This is a genomic window from Dialister sp. (assembly GCF_036343215.1).
In the GTDB taxonomy this organism is placed as follows: Bacteria; Bacillota; Negativicutes; order Veillonellales; family Dialisteraceae; genus Dialister.
The window spans coordinates 21102-41836 of sequence record NZ_JAZASU010000007.1 but is presented as its reverse complement, the minus strand read 5'-3'; the positions used below and the strand labels follow the sequence as shown (position 1 = coordinate 41836).

General features: G+C 49.1%; 16 protein-coding genes. 3 read left to right on the top strand and 13 right to left on the bottom strand.

The genetic code is table 11. From position 1 onward, the window contains the following. Positions 1 to 315 precede the first annotated feature (315 nt). The 4 genes from VZT47_RS03555 to VZT47_RS03540 form a co-directional block, all read right to left on the bottom strand. Entirely contained in the window at positions 316 to 963 is a 648-nt protein-coding gene (locus VZT47_RS03555; protein ID WP_330223599.1) for an amino acid ABC transporter permease, read from the bottom strand. Between the two features lie 8 nt (positions 964 to 971). Beyond that, the gene (locus tag VZT47_RS03550) at positions 972 to 1778 is read right to left on the bottom strand and encodes a transporter substrate-binding domain-containing protein (protein ID WP_330223598.1); all 807 of its coding nucleotides are present in this window, start codon (positions 1776 to 1778) and stop codon (positions 972 to 974) included. 170 nt (positions 1779 to 1948) lie between these two features. Next, positions 1949 to 3580 carry an MATE family efflux transporter gene (locus VZT47_RS03545; protein ID WP_330223597.1) on the bottom strand — a complete coding sequence of 544 codons (1632 nt, stop codon included), beginning with the start codon at positions 3578 to 3580 and terminating at the stop codon, positions 1949 to 1951. A 156-nt stretch (positions 3581 to 3736) separates the two neighbouring features. Beyond that, positions 3737 to 4018, bottom strand: coding sequence for a hypothetical protein (locus VZT47_RS03540; protein ID WP_330223596.1), 282 nt, complete (start codon positions 4016 to 4018; stop codon positions 3737 to 3739). A 579-nt stretch (positions 4019 to 4597) separates the two neighbouring features. On the opposite strand from VZT47_RS03540, the gene speC reads away from it, so the two are divergent. After that, positions 4598 to 6760 carry an ornithine decarboxylase gene (gene speC, locus VZT47_RS03535; RefSeq protein ID WP_330223595.1) on the top strand — a complete coding sequence of 721 codons (2163 nt, stop codon included), beginning with the start codon at positions 4598 to 4600 and terminating at the stop codon, positions 6758 to 6760. A gap of 92 nt (positions 6761 to 6852) precedes the next feature. Here speC and VZT47_RS03530 read toward each other — a convergent pair whose 3' ends face one another. From VZT47_RS03530 to VZT47_RS03500, 7 genes are all read right to left on the bottom strand, one after another. Then, positions 6853 to 7518 (bottom strand): TetR/AcrR family transcriptional regulator, encoded by a 666-nt coding sequence (locus VZT47_RS03530; RefSeq protein WP_330223594.1) that lies wholly within the window; start codon positions 7516 to 7518, stop codon positions 6853 to 6855. 9 nt (positions 7519 to 7527) lie between these two features. Continuing rightward, positions 7528 to 8646: an ABC transporter permease gene (locus VZT47_RS03525; protein ID WP_330223593.1), complete on the bottom strand. Its 1119-nt coding sequence runs from the start codon at positions 8644 to 8646 to the stop codon at positions 7528 to 7530. After that, positions 8643 to 9749, bottom strand: a complete 1107-nt coding sequence (locus VZT47_RS03520; protein WP_330223592.1) for an ABC transporter permease — start codon at positions 9747 to 9749, stop codon at positions 8643 to 8645. The genes VZT47_RS03525 and VZT47_RS03520 overlap by 4 nt, the downstream gene beginning before the upstream one ends. Then, entirely contained in the window at positions 9749 to 11491 is a 1743-nt protein-coding gene (locus VZT47_RS03515) for an ATP-binding cassette domain-containing protein (RefSeq protein WP_442877416.1), read from the bottom strand. The genes VZT47_RS03520 and VZT47_RS03515 overlap by 1 nt, the downstream gene beginning before the upstream one ends. A 12-nt stretch (positions 11492 to 11503) precedes the next feature. Further along, a complete protein-coding gene (locus VZT47_RS03510; protein WP_330223590.1) occupies positions 11504 to 12520 on the bottom strand; it encodes an efflux RND transporter periplasmic adaptor subunit in 1017 nt (338 codons plus the stop codon). Between the two features lie 18 nt (positions 12521 to 12538). Further along, positions 12539 to 14035: an efflux transporter outer membrane subunit gene (locus VZT47_RS03505; RefSeq protein ID WP_330223589.1), complete on the bottom strand. Its 1497-nt coding sequence runs from the start codon at positions 14033 to 14035 to the stop codon at positions 12539 to 12541. Positions 14036 to 14272: 237 nt separating this feature from the next. Continuing rightward, complete coding sequence (locus VZT47_RS03500) at positions 14273 to 14785, bottom strand: flavin reductase (protein WP_330223588.1); 513 nt, start codon at positions 14783 to 14785, stop codon at positions 14273 to 14275. Between the two features lie 104 nt (positions 14786 to 14889). On the opposite strand from VZT47_RS03500, the gene VZT47_RS03495 reads away from it, so the two are divergent. Next, complete coding sequence (locus VZT47_RS03495; RefSeq protein WP_330223587.1) at positions 14890 to 15741, top strand: DMT family transporter; 852 nt, start codon at positions 14890 to 14892, stop codon at positions 15739 to 15741. A 260-nt stretch (positions 15742 to 16001) separates the two neighbouring features. Here the strand turns inward: VZT47_RS03495 and VZT47_RS03490 are convergent, their stop codons facing one another. Next, complete coding sequence (locus tag VZT47_RS03490; RefSeq protein ID WP_330223586.1) at positions 16002 to 17162, bottom strand: alanyl-tRNA editing protein; 1161 nt, start codon at positions 17160 to 17162, stop codon at positions 16002 to 16004. 310 nt (positions 17163 to 17472) lie between these two features. Between VZT47_RS03490 and VZT47_RS03485 the strand changes: the two genes are divergently transcribed. Then, positions 17473 to 18447, top strand: a complete 975-nt coding sequence (locus tag VZT47_RS03485) for a diacylglycerol/lipid kinase family protein (protein ID WP_330223585.1) — start codon at positions 17473 to 17475, stop codon at positions 18445 to 18447. 114 nt (positions 18448 to 18561) lie between these two features. Here the strand turns inward: VZT47_RS03485 and VZT47_RS03480 are convergent, their stop codons facing one another. Continuing rightward, positions 18562 to 20712 (bottom strand): TonB-dependent receptor, encoded by a 2151-nt coding sequence (locus VZT47_RS03480; RefSeq protein WP_330223584.1) that lies wholly within the window; start codon positions 20710 to 20712, stop codon positions 18562 to 18564. Between the last annotated feature and the right edge of the window lie 23 nt (positions 20713 to 20735).

Here is a 20735-nt window from a genome sequence, read left to right as displayed (position 1 = left end):
TTGGAAATGATTCATTTTTTTATATAAAAAGGCCGCTTTTCCTTCGTAATGGCCCACCACAACTGCGAACTGATAACTAATAACTGATAACTTTTGTCCCTAAAGTTTTTAAAATAATGATTTCTATTTTTGTACACCCTCATATATGATTTCTATAAATAAAAAAGGAAATACGAAATTATCTCCCTTTCGTATTTCCTCTTTTTTATGAAGAAAGGTTATTCCTGCTTTGTGGAAATTCTGATTACTGCGAACTGATAACTGATCACTTTTATCCATACAGTAAAATCACATACAAGTCTTTATCGTATAAAGCTATCTTCTTTCCAATCTCGCCAGGATCCGGCTGGTGACGAGGGTCAGGATGAGGTAAATGATGCCGGTGGTAATGAAAGTTTCCCAGACCCTGTAATACTGGGCATTGGCCGCATTGGCCCAGTACATGAGCTCCGGTGTGGCAATGGTGGAAGCCAGGGAAGAATCCTTGATGAGGCTCACGAAGGAATTTCCAAGAGCCGGCACCACATCCCGGAGGGCCTGGGGCAATATGACATACCGCATGCTTTGGAAATGGGAAAGGCCCAGCGCTTTGGCTGCTTCCAGCTGTCCTTCATCTACAGAAAGGATTCCGCCGCGGATGGTTTCCGCGATGTAGGCTCCCGCATTGATGGAAAGGGCCAGCATGGAGGCGATTTCCCCATCCGGTTTCCGCATGAGAAGCGGAATGATTCCGAAATAGGCCACCAGAATCTGCAGGAGAAGCGGGGTCCCGCGGATGCTTTCAATGAAGCATACCGCAGGGACGGAAAGCCATCTTCTGGAGGAAAGTCTTGCCAGAGCCAGAAAAAGTCCCAGGAAAAATCCGATGATAATGGCCACGATGGAAAGTTTGATTGTGAGAATGGTCCCGGAGACGAAGAAAGGCGCATATTCTTCCAGAATCGATAATTTCAGGTCAAACATAGAGTTTCCTACTTTCCAAGTTTCTGCAGGATATCGTCAGCCGGTTTCGTCTTGAACCACTTTTCATAAAGCTTTGCATAGGTGCCGTCTTTGACGATTTCGGAGAGAGTCTTGTCCAGTCTCGCCTGAAGTTCTCCGCCCTTGTCTTTCGGATAAATGATGCCGAAATATTCCGGCGTGAAAGCCTCGTCATCATAAATGATTTTCAGGTGCTGGTCCGGGTACTGGGCCTGGATGGATTTCAGGGACGTTTCATCCCCCACATGGGCATCCACCTGGCCCCCAATAATCATCTGGATGGACAGCGGTGTCTTTTTAATGGAAGGATTGTTCTTCCCCATCAGTTTTTCCAGGGCAATCTGACCAGTGGAACCGTTCTGCACGGCTACGGTTTTGCCATTCAGGAGATCTTTGGCCGATTGTACATCGCTTCCTTCCGGAACGATGATGGCCTGGCGGGAAATGAAGTAAGGTTTCGAGAAAAGATAGGATTCTTTCCGTTCATTGGTAATGGTAATGCCAGAAATGGCAGCGTCGGCGGAATGGTTCCGAATCTGCTCGAAAATGGCTTCCCAGCCGGCATCGGTGATTTCCGTGGAAAGTCCTGCCCTTTTGGCAGCCTCATTGATGAGGTCGATATCAAAACCCACGATTTTCCCTTCCTTCAGGTATTCGAAGGGATTCCAGTTCGCATGGGTCACCAGGTGAATCTGTTTTGGAGATGAGGAAGAAGACGGCGCGCTTTGGCCGCAGCCGGCCATTATGAAACATCCTGCTGTCAAAAGCGCTGCGCCTGCCAGTAACCATTTCTTCATATTTCATTCCTCCTGTAACTTATTGTGATTTTTATTTTCAACCATTATACTCCCTTTTTAATTACAATACAAGTTGTTCATTAAAATAGGAGTTGTATGATTATCTGATTTCATACAATAAAAAAGTGAAACAGGAAATTCCCGTTTCACTTTTTATTTCTTAAGAGGCCCTATGGCACATAGGCCCTGGTGGCATGGCCTATGATGGAAAGGTGCATATCCGTGAGGAGGGCCATACGGATGGGGAGCACCCGGCGTGTTTCGGTGAAAATATCCACTTCCGCTTCTTTCATGGTCTGCATAAGGACAGAAATCTTTTCTTCCATTTCAGTAAGAAGGGCCACAAGTTCTTCTGCTTTCCTGATATTCTGCTGCATGACCACAGGAGAGGAAACGATCGGAGATTCCGCAGGCACAGGCTGCCGGCCGGAGATGAAGGCGAGGACCTCTTTCCAGGTGAGGATGGGTTTTCCGGAGAGTTCTCTTTCCACCCAGAAGAGGCGGATCACCATGAAAAGAGCGGAACAAAAAACGCCAAAGTCAAGACCCAGCCAGAAGGAATCGGCACCCAGAGAAGTATGGGCATCCAGAAAGAGGCTCATGGGAAAACAGCCGCCCCAGTAAGCCAGGACCATCAGTACGAAAGAAACGCGGGTATCTTTGAGACCGCGGAGAATTCCCTGAATCGGTGTGGAAACAGCATCGAAGAGCTGCCAGCCCGCACTGTAAATCAGGAACTGTCCTGCAATCAGGGCCACGGCGGCATCATCGGTATAAACGGAACCGATATGATTCCGGAAAAGTACGGTAAAGGAGGCAGTGAGTGCCGCACCTGAAAGGGCAACGATGAAACCGGCCCTTTTATAGCGGTACGCCATTTCCATATTTCCTGCGCCCACTTCGGTAGCAATCAGGATGGTAAGAGCCATGGAGCAGGAAACGGGAAGCATGTAAACGAGGGATGCGAAATTATCTGCAATCTGGTAGGCCGCCAGGGCATCGGTGCCATAACGGGCCAGGAATACGATGATGAGGGAGAAAAGGCTCATTTCCATGAAAATGGAAAGGCCGCTCGGAACGCCGACCACCAGGTATTCCTTCACGTCGGAGAGACGGATTTTCGAAGAGGCAAAAATCTGATTTCCCAAAAGGTCTTTCGATTTCAGGACCACCGTAAGGAAAAGTCCGAAAAGTACGGCATAAGTCAGCATGGTGGCAATGCCGGCGCCGATTCCTCCAAGCCTTGGTGCGCCGAAATGACCATAAATGAAGATATAGTTGAAGGCGCCGTTCACGAAGGGAGCCGCCATGAAAAGTTTCATGGAAATAGAAGTGGATCCGGCTGTATCGGTCAGACAGCGGAGGGGAATGATGAGGGATACGAAAAGGACCACACCTACCATGTTCAAAAGGTAGTACCGGGCAATATGTTCCACCTGAGGTTCCAGGGAGAGGGAATTCATGAGGGCATCGATGCCAAGAACATAGCCGAAAGCAAAGAGAGTCCATACGGCAAGTCCGATGACCACGCCGGTCCGTACGATATAAGGAAGCGATTCCTTATTCTTTTTTCCCAGAAGGTTTGCCATGAGCGGGGTTCCTGCCATGAGAAGTCCGATGAAGGAGGCCAGAAGCGGATAGAAAAGTCCGGCTCCTACCGATACTCCTGCCAGGTCATCAGCTCCCGCATGACCGGCCATGGTCGTATTGATAAAGGTTACTCCTGCCGTAGATACCTGGGCGATCAGGATCGGTATCATCACAGACAGCAGTTTATGAATATCTTTTTTCACGAAAAACATTTGAAATACATCTCCGGGATTCCATCAAAAAAGACGCCAGCGGCGTCATCATTGGAATTTCTGTAGATGTATAGAGCCTTCCGGGCGCACTCAAAAAAGGTTTTGTGCCTCAAAAGTAATCAGGCTCCATGGCCGCATGGGGTTTCCCCCATGCCTTCAGGCGAAGGAGAAAACCTGGTATCCCGTAAAAGATACCCCGTCGTTCAGTTTTACTTCGGTTACTTTCCGCCCGAATGGTTTCAGGGCGAAAAGATCCCATCCCCCTGCCCCGATGAAACCCTTGAAGAAGGAGGCAAAAGCAGAAAGGACCCGTTTGAAATTCATGTTCAATCTATCCGGTACGAGAAGGTTCGCGCCTTCCTGGTAGAAAAAGGCCATGGCAAAGAGCAGGTACATGCTTCCGTACATTTCAAGGTCCATGATTTCTTCGATTTCCATTTGTCTCCCTCCTTTCCAAAGGTATTAACAGTTAGTGCTATAAAAAATTTATCATTATTTTTATCAGCAATTTCAATAGCTGTATATAGTATACCCCAGCCGGATTAAAAAGGCAAATATTCCAATTCGTTTTAACTGAAAATCTTTCTTTATGATACTAAATAATCAGAATGGTGATTTGACGTGGATTTTACAAGAAATATTGGGAAATTCCGTATAGTTATGCGAAGGGCGGCATGAAAATGATTCAGATTTCCTCCGTTCTTTATTTGCCCATATTATGCAAAATAAGAATAAAAATAACCTCGTTCCCATGCGGATTTTCCCCCTGACCCCCCCATGAAATTAAAACACATTCCCATGAGACGCCGCCGATGGCGGGCATCCGTGGATTTTTATTTTATCTCTCCCCTCCGGCAGGGAGGAAATCACTCCGGGCTCTGCTTCTACCAGTGAAAAAAATTCTTCAAAATTTTTAAATTGGCTATTTCCGTTTCCTTTCATTTTCTATAAAATAGAGGCAAGGAATTGAACCCTTACGAGGTATCTCTTTATATATAAAGGAGGTATTATGAACCTATGAACAGGCTTAAAATTGCTTACTCCGACCATGCCTTTGAACTTTTCGGCGCCCTTCCCGGGCGGGAATCGCTCCGTGTGAATGATACGGACTTCACCGATGTGGCTGCCATCATCATCACCGACAGGGATACGGAAATCCTTGAAAATGAAATGATTTCCGCATTCAAAATCCCTGTTCTTCTCATCCGTACGAAAAAGGAACCGGTTTCTGATGAAGTCATACAGAAAGTCTATCGCGTCTTTGACCTGAACGATACGGACCGGGAATTCTATAAAAGGCAGGCTGAAAGCGCGGCCGCCCGCTATGAAGACGCCCTGCTCCCGCCATTCTTCAAGGATTTGAAGAAATACGTGGAAAACGGCTATGCCCAGTTTGACTGCCCCGGCCATCAGGGAGGCGCCTATTTCCGGAAACATCCGGCAGGCCGCGCCTTTTATGATTTCTTCGGAGAAAATACTTTCCGCGCCGATCTCTGTAATGCCGATGTGGCCATGGGGGATCTCCTCATTCATGAAGGCCCGGCCCTCTCGGCCCAGAAACATGCGGCCCGGGTCTATAATGCGGACAAGACTTATTTCGTATTAAACGGCACTTCCACTTCCAATAAAGTGGTGCTGAATGCCGTCCTCACACCGGGAGATATCGTCCTTTTCGACCGGAACAATCATAAATCCATCGCCCATGGAGCCCTTGTCATGGCGGGAGCCACTCCAGTCTATCTGGAAACGGCAAGAAATACCTTCGGTTCCATCGGCGGTATCCTGGATCACTGCTTTAATGAAGAGTATATCCGAAAACTGATTGCCGAAAAAGATCCGGAAAAGGCGAAGGAAAAACGGCCCATCCGGCTGGCCGTGATTCAGCTGGGGACCTATGACGGCTGTATTTATAATGCCCGGCAGGTGGTGGACCGGATCGGCCATCTCTGTGATTACATTTTCTTTGATTCCGCCTGGGTGGGCTATGAACAGTTCATTCCCATGATGAAGGACTGCTCTCCCCTCCTCCTTGATCTGGGGCCGAAGGATCCGGGGATTTTCGTCACCCAGTCCGTCCATAAACAGCAGGCCGGTTTCTCCCAGACTTCCCAGATTCATAAAAAAGATGCCCACATCAAAGGACAGGCAAGGTATGTTTCCCACAAACAGTTCAACAATGCCTTCATGATGCATGCTTCCACGTCTCCCCTTTACCAGCTTTTTGCAGCCCTCGATGTGAATGCAAAAATGCAGGAAGGCGAAGCGGGAAGAAAGCTCTGGCGGGATACGGTGAAACTGGTCATTGAAACGAGAAAACAGATTCTCCGGAACTGCCATTATATCTATCCCCTCGTTCCTCCCATGGTTTACGGAAAAAAATGGGAGGAGGGCGACACGGAAAAAATGGCCTCCGACATGAATTACTGGGCCTTCGATCCCGATGCGAAATGGCATGGCTTCAAAGGCTATGGAAAGGGCCAGTACTTCATCGATCCCATGAAACTTCTCCTCGTTACCGACGGAATCGATGCGGAAAAAGACTGCTATGAAGAATTCGGCATTCCCGGAAATATCCTGGCCGGTTACCTCCGTGAAAACGGCATCATTCCCGAGAAAAATGACCTGAATGATATCCTTTTCCTCATGACTCCTGCTGAAAGCACGACGAAAATGAATGATCTCGTGGCAAAACTCATCCGTTTCGAACAGCTCATCGATGAAGATGCGCCCATGTCCTATGTGCTCCCCTCCATTTATAAAGCCTATGAAGAGAAATACAGGGGCTATACCATCCGAAGGCTCTGTCAGGAAATGCACGATTTCTATAAGGACCGGGAAGTTTCCACCCTGCAGAAACGGCTTTTCCTCAAGGACTATTTCCCTGCCTATGCCATGAATCCACAGGATGCCCAGTATGAATTCATGCGGGGTCACGGCGAGCTGGTGGATCTGGAAAAAGCAGAAGGAAGGATTGCCCTGGAAGGAGCCCTCCCCTATCCGCCCGGCGTCCTCTGCGTCTATCCCGGTGAAAAATGGTCAAAAACCGCAGTCACCTACTTCCTGGACCTGGTGGAAGGCATCAATGCCCTCCCCGGCTTTGCTCCTGAAATCCAGGGAGTTTATGTACAGGATGGCCCGGACGGAAAAAAGCATGCTTACGGGTATGTGCTGAAGGAGTGATCAACTGTCAGCCGTTAGCTGTTAGCCATTAGCCATCAGCTGTTTATTAAAAACATAAAAATCGTCAGCCTCGTTCTGAGACTGACGGTTTTTTATTCTGCCTTTTTTATTTCCTCCTTAATCCGGTCCAGGCCGCCGAAAATGAAATCTTCGCTGATTCGGATCTGGGCTTCCAGATTCTGTTCTTCCCTGCCGGAAAGGCGATACAGGATGGACCCTGTCTGCTGATGCCCGGAAAGAAGAAGGAGAAAGAAGGGCGCCATGACGGTGAAGAAACATCTTGCCACGCGATCATCATCGGGCGGGAGCTGCAGATACTCCCCCAGGACTTTCGTAATCGTTCCCAGCTTGGCTCCGATGATTTTCGAAGTATATTCCATATAGAAAGGCGTGGGCTGCACCAGTTCACGGATGGCCACGCGGATCTGCCAGCTTTTGGAAAGAATCGCCTCTTTCAGGTAAATTTTCAGCAGATTTTCCAGTTTCTCCCGGGGGCTTGTGGAAGCATCCGCCACTTTTTTCAGTTCTGACAAAGGCAGGATATGGGTAAATACATTTTTCAGCACGGCCCGGTATAATCCGTCCCGGGTGCCGAAGTGATAATTCACGGCCGCCAGATTCGTGCCTGCCATTCTGCAGATTTCCTTGCTGGTGGTCCGGTCATAGCCCTGGTCTGCAATGAGGCGGCCTGCGCATTCGATCAGTTTATTTCTTGTTTCCTCCCCGTCTTCCCGGAGAGTTTTTTTCGTTTTTACCATAGGGCCTCCTCAGTTCAGGCTGTGACGGAAAAGGTATGCCGCCAGCGTCAGCGTCACTGCGGCGATACAGGTGAGGGGAATGAAATTCATGTAAAGGTCTCCCAGGGTCAGTCCCTCGAGATAAATTCTCCGGATGAGCTCCAGGGCAAACCGGAGCGGGTCGATGTAAGTCACGATCTGCAGGGCTTCCGGCATATTCCGGATGGGCGTAACGATTCCGGAAAGAAGGGCCATAGGAACCATGAAAACGATGGTATAGACCAGGACCTGCTGCATATTTCTGGAAATAGAAGATACGATGAGCCCGCAGCCCGTGGACGATAAGAGGTAGAAGAAAAGGGCCGTATAGAAAGTGCCAAAGGAACCGGCAAAGGGCACTTCAAACCAGAAATAGGAAATACAGAAAATAATGGTACACTGAATGAAACCGACAATGATGGGCGGTACGGCTTTTCCTATAAGGATAATGGCCGGAGAAACCGGAGCTACCAGCAATTGCTCGAAAGTTCCTTCTTCCCTTTCTCTTGCCACGGAAAGGCCGGAAAGGAGGAAAACCTGGGCAAAGCTCATGAGCCCGATGATGCCGGGCATGAAGAAATACCGGGTAATTTGGTTCGGATTGAACCAGGTGCGGGACTCAATCGTCACAGGAGACGTCCGTCCCAGGCGGTCCTGATTGTACTGACCCACGATCCTGGCCGCATAACCGGAAGCAAGGCCGCTGGTCATGGTATTTCTTCCATCCGTAATGATCTGGATGGGCGACCTTTCTCCCCGGTCCAGTTTTTTCTGAAAATCCTCCGGAATGACGATGGCCATGACCGCTTTATTTTGGGAAATATACTCTCCCATTTCCGATGGCGACTGAAGGGACGCCACCCGGTGGAAAAGGGTGGTTCCATCCAGCCTGGAAAGGAGATCGGCCGAGGCTTCACTGTGACTCATATCCACGGATACATAAGGGGCATCTTCCAGATTGTAATTGGCCGCATAACCGAAAAGGAAACCCAGGATAATGACCGGAACCACTACGATTCTCCGGGTGGCAGGATCTTTGAAAATGGAAAGGATTTCCTTCCGGCAGATGACGAGAAGCTGCTGAAGAATGAGCGCAAATCCTTCCATCATTCCACCTTCTTTCTGGTCATACGGAATGCGGCACTCACGAAAATCACCGCATAAAGGAGCAGGAGTCCCCCCTGCTTCAGAAGGATTTCCATATCCGTTCCCGAAAGGAAAAGGGACCGGATGCAGACAAGATAATGAGAGAAAGGAAGAATCTGCCCTACGGCCTGCACCACGATGGGCGTATTTCTAAGGTCAAAAATAAATCCGGAAAGCACAAAGCAGGGCAGGAAGGAAATGAGAAGGGAAAACTGGCAGGCCAGGAACTGGCGCTTTGTGATGGCCGAAATGACAAGACCGATCCCCAGGGCCACAAAAAGATAAATCATGGAAATCAGAAGGACTGCCGAGAGGGCGCCCTGCATAGGGACTTCAAAAAGAAATCTTGACAGCACCAGGCAGATTCCCATGCCAAGCAAAGCCACGCAGAAATAGGGCACCATTTTGGCAAGGACCAGTTCCATAGGTCTTACGGGCGTCACGAAAAGAGATTCAAAGGTCCCCCGCTCCCATTCCCGGGCCATAACAACTGATGTCAGCATGACTCCGATAATTGTCATAATCAGCATAATAAGTCCCGGAATAAAAAACCAGGTGGACGAATTGGCATCATTGAACCACATCCGGTTCACGATGGCTGCTCCCCCATAGCCGGCAAGGCCTTTCCGCATCATCCAGGAAGAAATCCCGCTTTCCACATAACCTCCCGTGCTCATGGCTGTCGCCGTTTCCACACCATCCAGAATGACCTGGATTTTTCCCCGTCCTTCATAGACAGCCCTGGAAAAATCGGACGGAATATCGATGAGGACATTCACTTTCCGGTCAAGAAGGAGCTGTTCTCCCTCCTGACGGCTGGTCACATAGGTGGGCTCAAAATAATCGGAGCCATTCAGGAAAGACACCGCATCCTGAGCAAAGGGGGAAGAATCTTCCAGGACCACGGCAGTGGGCACATTTTTTACATCCAGGGAAATCCCGTAACCGATAATGAGGATGAGCACGATGGGAAGCAGGATGCCCAGAAGGAGGGAGCTGGAATCCCGGGAAAGCTGGAGGAATTCTTTATAGATCAGCGCTTTCATGCGCCGCCGGAAACCTTCCATCACGCACCCTCTCCTTTCTCTCTTGCATTTTCCACGATGGCAATGAAAATATCGTCCATATCTGCTTTCGATTTCCCCAGTTTTTCACGGATTTCCGAAGAACTTCCGATAGCCAGCAGATGGCCGTTATCCTGAATCATGAAACGGTCACAGTATTCCGCTTCTTCCATGAAATGAGTGGTAATGATAATTGTGGTTCCCTCGGCAGCCAGGGTCGTAATCTGTCTCCAGAAATTCCGCCTTGCCAGGGGATCGATGCCGGAAGTAGGTTCATCCAGAAATAAGATCTTCGGCTCATGAAGGAGGGCACAGGCCATGGAAAGGCGCTGTTTATAGCCGCCCGGAAGATCTCCTGCCTTTCTGTCAAGCCGGTCCGTAAGATAAAACTGCTGAGACACTTCCTGAATTCTCTCTTTCAGCCGCTTCGGCGAAAGACCATAGACGCCGCCGTAAAACTCCAGATTTTCCCTGGCCGTCATATGGCTGTAGAGGGAAAATTTCTGGGCCACATAACCGATATTGGCCCGGGCTCTCGTCCGTGCCTTCCGAAGGTCCACACCGGCCACGGACAGAAATCCGCCGGTCTCCGGAAGAAGGCCGCAGAGCATTTTGAAGGTGGTCGTCTTTCCTGCGCCATTGGGGCCGAGAAGGCCGAATATTTCCCCCTTGTGTACCTCAAAAGAAGTATGGGCCACGGCAGTGAAATCGCCGAATTTCTTCACCAGGTCCTTCACGATGATATTGGCTTCACCGGAAGGTTTTCCTCCGCTTTCGAGCGCCTTCTTTTCTTCCTCCGAAGGCGGGAGCATTTCTTTTTCCGCCTGATGGAGAAGAATCATAAATCCATCTTCCAGCTGCGGAGCGGCCGGAGTCACTTTGAGATTTTTCCGGGTCAGATAAGGCACCGGTTCCGTCCCTTTCGTAATGAAATGGACTTCTCCTCCCCTTGGGACGGCATCCACGATATGGTCCCGGTCATCCAGCAGATGGGCCTGGAGGATTCTCGTAGGCATGCCTTCTTCCGGATAGACGCCAAAACACCGCCCTTTTCCGATATTTCTCAAATCTTCAGGACTTCCGTCCGAAAGGACATGGCCTTTATGCAGGACGTACACATGGGAGCACATTTCCGCTTCATTCATGTAAGCCGTGGAAACAAAGACGGAAAGGCCCTCTTCCTTCACGAATTCTTTCAGTATTTCCCAAAGCTCCCGGCGGGAAAGAGGATCCACCCCGACTGTCGGTTCATCGAGGAGGAGCAAATCCGGCGAACGGACAAGGGTGCAGGCAAGGCCCAGTTTCTGTTTCATGCCGCCGGAAAGTTTTCCGGCAAAACGGCCTGTAAACCGTTCGAGCCCCATCATTTCCAGAAGCCTTTTAAACCGCGCCGGCCGCCTCTCCACGGGAACGCCATGAAGGTCGGCATAGAGATTCATATTTTCCGAAACCGTCAGATCCTCATAGAGCCCGAATTTCTGGGGCATGTAGGAAATACGGCTCTGGATTTCCTCCGAATCCTTCACCGAATCAAGCCCCAGCACGGAAAGTTTCCCTTCCGAATGGTCCATGAGTCCGCAGATGAGACGCATAAGGGTCGTTTTTCCTGCCCCGTCAGGACCAATGACTGCCGTCAGTTCTCCCTGCCGGACAGAAAGGTCGATATGATCCAGGGCGGTCAGTGACCGGCTGCCGATTTTGAAAACTTTGGTCAGTTTTTCGGCAGAAATAATCCTGTTGTCCAAAGTCATCACCCTTTACAGCTTTACTTTGACCGTAGCCGGCATGCCCATGCGGAGTTTATTGTCCGGATCCGTCACATAAACCCGGACTTCATAGAGAAGAGCCGTCCGGAGTTCGCTGGTTTCCACATTTTTCGGTGTAAATTCAGCAGTGGAAGAAATATAGCCGACCTGCCCTTCGATGCCGTTTTCCGGGTCACTGTCGATATAAACCTCTGCCCTGCTGCCTTCATGAATTTTGCCCAGGTCTTTTTCCGACACATAGACGCGGACCCATTTCTTTGAATTTAAAGAAATACGGTACACCGGTTTCTGGGGAGAAGCCATATCTCCCACTTCCAGGAGACGGGAACGGACCACACCGTCGGAAGGCGCGATGAGCTCTGACTGGGAAAGATTGTATTCCTGGCGGGCCAGGGTGCTCTTCAGACTTTCCAGCTGGGCTTCTCCGGCTGCCACATCTTCACTCCGGGGACCTGCAATGGCAAGGTTATTGGCTTCTTCTGCCTGATTCATCCGGGCTTCTGCCACTTTCAGTTTCGTCCGGGCGTCTTCTAAAACCTGACGGCTTACGGATTTGCCTCCGGATGCGTTGTAGGCATCCAGTTTTCTCCGGTAATCGGCCGTGAGGAAATCTTTTTCTGCCCTGGCTTCATCCAGTTTGGCACGGGCCTGGGCCAGATCTTCCGTTCTTGTGCCATTGTGCAGTTTATCCACCTGGGCCTGCTGGGCGCCGATATTGGCCTTCGTCACCGCAATCTGGTGCAGCTGGTCTTCGGTTTCCAGTTTTGCCAGGACCTGGCCTTTCGTAACCCGGTCTCCTTCTTCCACAAACATTTCGGAAATCCGGTCGCTGTTCCGGAAAGCGAGGGACACTTCGCGAAGGTCCACATTGCCTTTGAGGGTAAGCTCAGACGCGGCCAGTCTTTCCGCACTTTTTTCTCTAACCATATAGAAACCTGCTCCCAGAATGACAAGGACAATAAGCAGGATGATAACCAGTTTTTTATTTCCTTTGATTTTTTCCATCATTTCTTTCTACCTCTGCCCTTACTTTCCTGCCTCAATCTCTTTGGCTGCCAGTGGTTTCCAGCCGCCGCCCAGGGCTTTGAAAAGGGAAATCATATCCGTCAGTTCCTGCCCTTTCGCCAGGGTGTATTGCTGGTCAAGGGCAAGATAGTGCCGCTCTGCATCAAGGACTCCCATATAATCGGAAAGGCCGTAATGGAACTGATTCTTTGAGAGCTCCAGCGCTTCTTTTGCTTTGTCCCGCCCCATTTCCAGGGAATCTTTACGGATTTTATCCTGGGATACAGAAGTCATGGCATTTCTGACTTCTATAGCTGCTTTAAGCACTGTATTTTCAAAGTCTGCCTGTTTTTCCGTTTCCCGCGCGCTCTGGATTTCTACCTGCTTTCGAAGGGCGCCCCCGTTAAAGAGCGGATAGGTCACGGATGGCGAAAATCCGAAAGCCCTGGCGCCGGAGGAGAAAAGGCCTCCGCCCAGTGCGGCAAAGCCCAAAAGGCCAAGAATGGAAAATTTCGGCTTCATTTCGGCCCTGGCTTCCTTTGTCTTTTCGATCTGGGCCATCCAGGCCATTTCGGCTGCATGGACATCGGGACGCTGGCGGAGCCAGTCAGCGGGAATGGCATTATACAGCTCCGCATCCATTTCGGGAAGGGGCGAAGGTTTCATCAGTTTTTCATTGAGTGCCCCCGGGATGGTCCCGGTAAGGATGGAAATACGGTTCAACGTGCCGGCGATCTCTTTCTTCAGTTCCGGGATCCTGGCTTCCGATTCATGGAGCGTATAAGAGGCCTGGTCCGCGGGAAGGGAGGAAAGAAGGCCTTTCTCTTCATTGACCTTCAATAGATTCAGATTTTCTTTCTGGTTTGCCATATGGGCTTCCGTCACGGTCAGTTCTTCCTGAAGGGTCCGGAGGGTGATATAATTCATGGCCACTTCTGCGGAAATGGATACCCAGGTGCTGTAAAGCATGCCTTCCTGAGCAGAGAGGGAATATTCGGAAGACTTCACTTTTGCCCGGTTCTTGCCCCAAACATCAAATTCCCAGGATGCATCGAGTCCTGCATAGCTCAGATTGTGATCATTTTCAATGCCCATGCCGGGCATCTGTTTCATGGGTTTCGGAGTGACGTCGGAAATCATTTCATCCGGCGCTTCTGCCCTTGCCCAGCCGGCGCCGGCCTGGATCCAGGGGACTCTCGACGCTTTGCTGATCCCTACGGCAGCTCTCGCTTCCCGTAGTTTTCCCCGGGCCCCGGCGAGATCCCTGTTGTTTGCAAGAGAAAGCTGAATCAGTTCTTCCAGCGTATCATCATGGAAAAGAGTCCACCATTGGGAAAGGACTTCCGATGGCAGGGCTGCTCCCTCTTTATGCAGATAAAAGGGATTTTCATACTGCGAAGCCATGGCCGTCCAGGAAGTCTTCCTGAAATCGGTCTCCTCCGCGTGGGCCTGTGGAAAAACACAGAAGGCAGCCATCAGTACCCATGCTGAAAGAGCTGCCTTTTTCTTTCTATTCATCCATTCCACCTCCATGATCCGGTATGGAATATGCCTGCCTGTGACAGGAGAATCATTTCTTTTATGCCGCCATTATATCAAATTCAAATTTGAATTTCAAATGTGGATTTGAACTATTCCTTATGACACATAAAAACCGGTAGAAATGAAAATTTCATTTCTGCCGGTTTCTATTTCTCTACTAAAGACTAAAAGCTAACGGCTAACGGCTAACGGCTAACGGCTAATGGCTCACTACTACTTCTTCAGTACTTTCACGATTTCACCCATGTATATGCTGTGATTGTTATTGGCATGACTGCCGGTATTCCAGGTTTCATAGACTTCATGGTTCGTGTAGAATTCTTCCTTCATTTCATGGGTATAAATCTTTCTGCACACGAAAATGAGGTCTGCTTCGGATACGCCTGCTGCCGTTTCATCGATGAATTCAGGATGAAGTCCGCTGCCTTCGAATTTATCCCCGTCCCGGCCGGAATGGGAACCCATGTAGCTTTCCTGTTTCTTATAGGATTCGGGCAGGAAGGAAAGGGTGAAATAATCCTGGGAGTCCAGAATGGTCTTCGTATAGCGGGTCTGGCGGATATAGACCGTGGCCACCGGTTTTCTCCACATAATGCCAAAGCCGCCCCAGGTAACGAGCATGGGGTTGTATTTTTCCTTATTTCCTGCAGTAACGAGGCAGTACTTCGTGAGATCGGTAAACGGATTGATGCCGCATTCGGCAACTGGAATTTCTTTAAAGGACATAGTATTTCTCCTCTCTTATTAAAAAATCTATGGAAATTATACCACATTTCATCTGTTCTTAAGAATGATATGGTAAAATAAATGCACCTTGAAAGGAGCAGTTCATGACTCAGAAACAAGCCGATTTACTACTTTTAAGCGCCGCCTTTCTCTGGGGCTCTTCCTATGGCCTCATGAAGCTGGGTGCAGAAACACTTACCCCCATTTCCATCGCTTCCATGCGCTGTCTTTTTGCTTTTCTCATCCTCTGTCCCTTTTTCCTGAAACGTTTAAGAAATACGACAGAGGAAATCCTGAAATACAGCGCCACCACCGGTTTTCTCATTGCCGGCGTTTTTATCGGAGTCATTTACGGAGTCATTGGAACTTCGGCAAGTACTGCGGGATTTCTGATTTCCACTTCCGTCATCATGGTGCCCATCCTTCATGCTTTATTTACACGAAAATGGCCCACCCTTCCCGTTTTGGCAGGAACCCTCATCGTCACGCTGGGACTTCTCATTTTTAATGGCGTTTCGAGCATCGAAATGGATACAGGTTTCATCCTCTGCCTTGGCGCCGCTTTTCTCTATGCCCTGGACATCCTTTTCACGAATGCTTTCGCCCGCCGCATCGATTCGCTCCTCCTTGGCATATGGCAGCTGGGATTTGCGGGCCTTTTTGCAGGGATCGTCAGTTTTTCCCTTGAAAATCCCGTATGCCCCTCCACTCTTAATGAATGGGTGAGCATCCTGGGCCTTGCCATTTTCTCCACCGCCTGGGGTTTCACCGTGCAGGCCATGGCCCAGGAATATACGACCCCTGAGCGGGCAGCCTTCATCTTTTCATTAGAACCGGTCTTTGCCGCTATTTTTGCCTGTTTCGTGCTGGATGAGGAAATGGGATTCACCGCCCTCATCGGGGCAGCCCTCATTCTGATTGGCGTATGGGTGGCGGGAATCAAGCGGAAAAATTGAAATATACATTATTTTCATAGGCTTTACCGGTTACGTTTTTAGTTCTTGGTTTTTAGTGAAATCAGGCGCCTGAGGCGCTTTTATATATATAAAAAAGGATTTGAAAGAGCAGAGACCTTTCAAATCCTTTTTAACAGATATTTCACAGGAGAGTTATTCTGATAACCTGCAGCCAGGCACTGCATGCTAAAACTAATTACTAATTACTAACTGCTAAATGCTAACGGCTAACGGCTGACGGCTAACGGCTGACAGCTTCATTATTGATTCAGCCCACCCACCAGTGTTTCCACATCAGAAAGCTCACACTGGAAAGACCCCTGCATGATATCCTTTCCGCCGCCCCGGCCGTGAAGCTGCTGATTCCAAACTTTAAGAAGCGGTTTCAGATTGATGCCCGGGCTGCCGATGGCAAAGTTGAGAGACTTTTCATCTTTCTTTGAAACGAGGAAAATGATTTCCGCTGCATTTTCTTCGATGAGGTATTCGCAGAATTTACGGAGTTCCATGGGGCCCATGCCATCTTCGGCAAGGAGCACTGCTTTCTTTCCTGAAGGAATGGAAGCCCTTCTCATGGTGAAGTACCGTTTGTTCATTTCATTGATTTTCTGGCGGAGCTCCAGTACGTCTTTTTCCACCTTTTCGATGGCTTTCACCGTTTCATAGGGTTTCACGGAGAAGCGGACCGCAATGTCCCGGTTCAGTTCATGGATGGTATCGTAATCTTCCATGGCCCTTCTGCCGCAGGTGATTTCCACGCGGACTCCACCCTTATGATTCATAAGGGAAAGGACTTTGATGAGGCCGATTTCACCGGTCCTCTTTACATGGGTGCCGCAGCAGGCGCAGATATCGCCTCCCGGAAATTCCACGATTCGTACCTTTCCGGTGAGTTCGATTTTGCTGCGGTAAGGAATGGTCTTCAATTCTTCCGGCGTGGGGAAGGTAATTTTCGTTTCCACATCGTCATAAATGAGCTGATTGGCTTCTTTTTCGATTTCTTTGGCATCTTCCCAGGTCATGGGACCATTGAAATCGATGGTAACAATCTGGTCCATGTGGAAACCCACATTGTCATACTTGAATTTCTTGTGAACCAGTCCGGAATAGATGTGTTCGCCGGAATGATTCTGCATGAAATCAAAGCGCCGCTGCCAGTCGATTTTTCCATGAACTTTTGCACCCACGGCGAGCGGCTTATCCGTATAATGGACCACCAGCCCCTCTTTCCGATGGACGTCCAGCACCTTCGCATCTCCCAAAGTTCCATGGTCTCCCGGCTGTCCGCCTCCTTCGGGATAAAAAGCGGTGTCGTCCAGAATCACCTCAAAATGTTTCTTCGCTTCCGTGCAGGAAACGACAGTGGCATCAAATTCCTTCAGATAGGCATCTTTATAAAAAAGTTCGCTCATTTCTTCCATGAGAAATTCCTCCTTTGTATTTTATTAATCATGACACAATTTCTGAAATTGGTCCAGTGGTTTTTGGAAATAAGATGGGCAGGCAGTGGTTGGCAGTCAGCAAAAATGACCATATATAAAAAACGTCTCTATGAATTTCAGGGCGCCACCTTCCCAAGTCCCCCGATAGTCCCGATATCCCCGATTCAAAAGTTGTTTTGGTAAAATATTTCCTGTGATATTCATCAATCCTGTGAAACACTCTGTAAAAACCCTATTTCCATTTGGTATAATAATAGTAATATGACTATTTGGTATTGGAGGAGTCTTCATGGAAAAAGAAGGGCAGTGCACCATCATTATGAATCCCACGGCGGGTCATGAACGGGCACCGAAGTATCTTCCCCTGCTGCAGGAAGTCCTAGAAACGCGTTTCAAAGAAGTAGAAGTCAAAATCACGAAAAAACCGGGCGATGCCACCACTTTTGCCAGGGAAGCTGCCCTGGCAGGACGGGATGTGATCTGCATGGGCGGAGATGGAACGATCAATGAAACCATCAATGGCATGGTTCCTGTAGACAGTTCCTCCACCTTTGGCTTTATTCCCTTCGGTACGGTCAACGATCTGGCCCGGGCCCTCCATATCCCCCGTTCCCCGAAAGGGGCCATCCGTATGCTGGAAACGGCAGTACGGACAAAAATCGATGTGGGCAAAGTGAATGACCGTTACTTCATCAACGTAGTAGCTGCCGGTTCCATTTCTGAAGCTGTAGGGAAAGTAACGATTAAAGAAAAGACCCTTTTCGGCTCCCTCGCTTATTTCATGAAAGGCGCCACGGTCCTCAATAAACAGAAATCCTACCATTTCAAAGTAGAAACGGATACGGGCCGTAAAGTCGAAGTCACTTCAACCCTTATTGCTGCCATGCTCACCGATTCCGCCGGAAGTTTCCATAATCTTCTTCCTCCGGAAGAGAGGAACAAGGGACTCATCAAACTCTGTCTCATGCATAATTTCGAATGGCTCTGGGCCATCAAATCGGCACCGAAACTCCTCTCCGGCATGCAGATGGGCCCGGATTTCCTCACCGTGGTTTCCTTCAAAAAAGCCCATCTTTCCATTGCGGAAAACGAACCCATCGCCACCAATGTGGATGGGGATCTGGGACCCACCTTCCCCCTGGATCTGGAAATCTTCCCGGACCGCCTCACCATTTTCACACCGAAAGACCCCGTGGAAGACCGGGGCATCCTGCCGAAATTTTCCAAAATGCACGTCCATCTGCCCTGGAGCGAAGAAGAGTAGTCAGCCGTTAGTTGTTAGCCGTTAGCAGTCAGCCTTCAGTTGATGGCTTGTCATTTCAGGAAATAAAAAAACAGTGGAAACCGGAAAGGGTTTTCACTGTTTTTATTTGGGAAATCAGAAGGAATAACGGGCAGTGAGGGTATAGGTTCTGCCGTCACCTACATAGTAATGGTTGGATACGATATCTTCATCGTAGTATTCACGGTCAAAGAGATTATTGATACCGAACTGGAGATTAAAGTTCTTTGTGAACTGATAGGCGGCACTGACATTCATAAGGAAGTAGGTATCTCTTGCCTTGAAATGACCGCTCTTCAGGCCTGCTTCAGTGCGGTCGGAAATGAACATGCCGTCCGCATTGAAAGTCCAGGCATCTTTATTGTAGGTGGTTCCCAAATGGAGCAGATGGCGGGGGATATCATAATTCTTGTCTCCGTCTACCTTGCCGATCTGCCAGGTATAGTTGATGTAGGAGGTCCACGCATCGCTGTGACGCTGGTTCAGGGAAAGTTCGAAGCCATGAGTCTTGGATTCGCCGCGGTTCTGGTACTGCTTGGTCTTTCCTGCAGGATCAAGAGGTTCCAGTCCGATATCATCCTTGGTCTTTGCATAGAATACGTCTGCATGGATATCGGTCTTGTTCCCAATCTTTTTCTTCAGGCCCAGTTCCCAGGTATCCGTGGTTTCCGGCTTCAGGGACGGGTTGGTTTCATACTTGGTGCCGCTTCTGTCTGCATAGCGGTATACCTGGTACAGGATCGGCGGATTGAAGGATTTGCCGTAGGAAATATAAGCATTGGTATTGTCATCAAATGCATAGTCCACGGACAGCTTCGGGGAGAATTTGTCATAGGAAGCGGAGCCGAATGTCTTGGCATCCTGTCCGGCATACTGGTTATAGCCGTCATATTTCTTGTAATGGTCATACCGGCCGCCTACGTAGGCAGTCCACTTTTTGGAAATAGCCCATTTATCCTGGAGGTAGAAGGCAAAGCTCTTATCTTTACCGCCCAGTCTCTGGTCTACTCCCTTGGATTTGCCGTTCCAGGATTTCCAGTCGGAAATTTCATTTTCAATGGTTTCGCTGAATTTGGACTGGGTATAAGCGCCGCCGAAGAGGACGGTATGAGCGCCCAGGGTCCAGCGCTTGTTTACATCAAAATTCCAGGTCTTGGACGGATAGGAAGTCTTCTTGCCTGCACCATTAAAATCGCTATCCAGTGCACCTTTTTTATTGCTGCGTGGGTACGTGTAACCATCTTTCAGGTAATCCACCATACCGATATGGGCATGGACCTTGTTCTTCTGGTCATTATAGGTCAGGGAGTGCATGTTATATGCTCTCCATCCTCTTGCCCCATAGAATGTGGTGGTGCTGGATCCATCTTTGAAATCAACGCCCGGCCACATGGTCGTGTTTCCTTTTTTCAGATAAGAAACAGGATCGTTGTATTTCCAGTCATAGTTGGAACGGACAAATTTATAGGTCAGTCTCTGGTTATCATTGAAATCATAACCCACATTGAAGCCGTAGCTCTCGGACATGACATGTTTCTTGCCGCGGTTGCCGGAAATCAGGTTTCCTTTTGCATCGGTTTCGTCCTGACCGGAAAGATATTTCTTCTGGGCCGATGTAGCGGAATTCAGATAATCTCTCCAGCCATCGGTGATATTGCTGTTATAGAAAGCGCCCACGGAAACTTTATCTTTCTTGAAGCCCAGGTTATACCCCTGATTAACAGTCGCATGGCTGCCATAGGTGACAAAGGCAGAACCATGAAGGCCATCCTGTTTCTGGGTCTTGGTGATGATATTGATCACGCCGCCTACGGCACGGCCGCCATAGAGAGCAGACTGTCCGCCGGAAACAACTTCAATCTTACGGATATTGTTCACAGGAATCATGTTCCAGTCCACGTCTCCGTTCCAGGCCGTATTCATCTGCTGGCCATCGACCAGGACAAGGATATTTTTGCTGTCATAGCCGCGAAGGCTTACGGTCCCTTCAATGGACTGGCTTCCGGAAACACCGGTTGCCATGGCGACTGCCTGAGCTGTATTCTGGGCATTTTTAGTCTGGATTTCTTTTTCAGTAACTACCTGAACCGTGGCCGGTACATCCTGAAGTCTTTCTGCCTGACGGTTCGCGGTGACTGTGATCCCCTTCAGCGTATACACCGGCATTCCTGCGGCATCAGCTCCATAAAAACCTCCCAACGCAAGGACTGCCAGAAAAGCTGCCGTTTTCTTACATGTGAATTTCATAAAAACCCTCCCTGAAAATATAA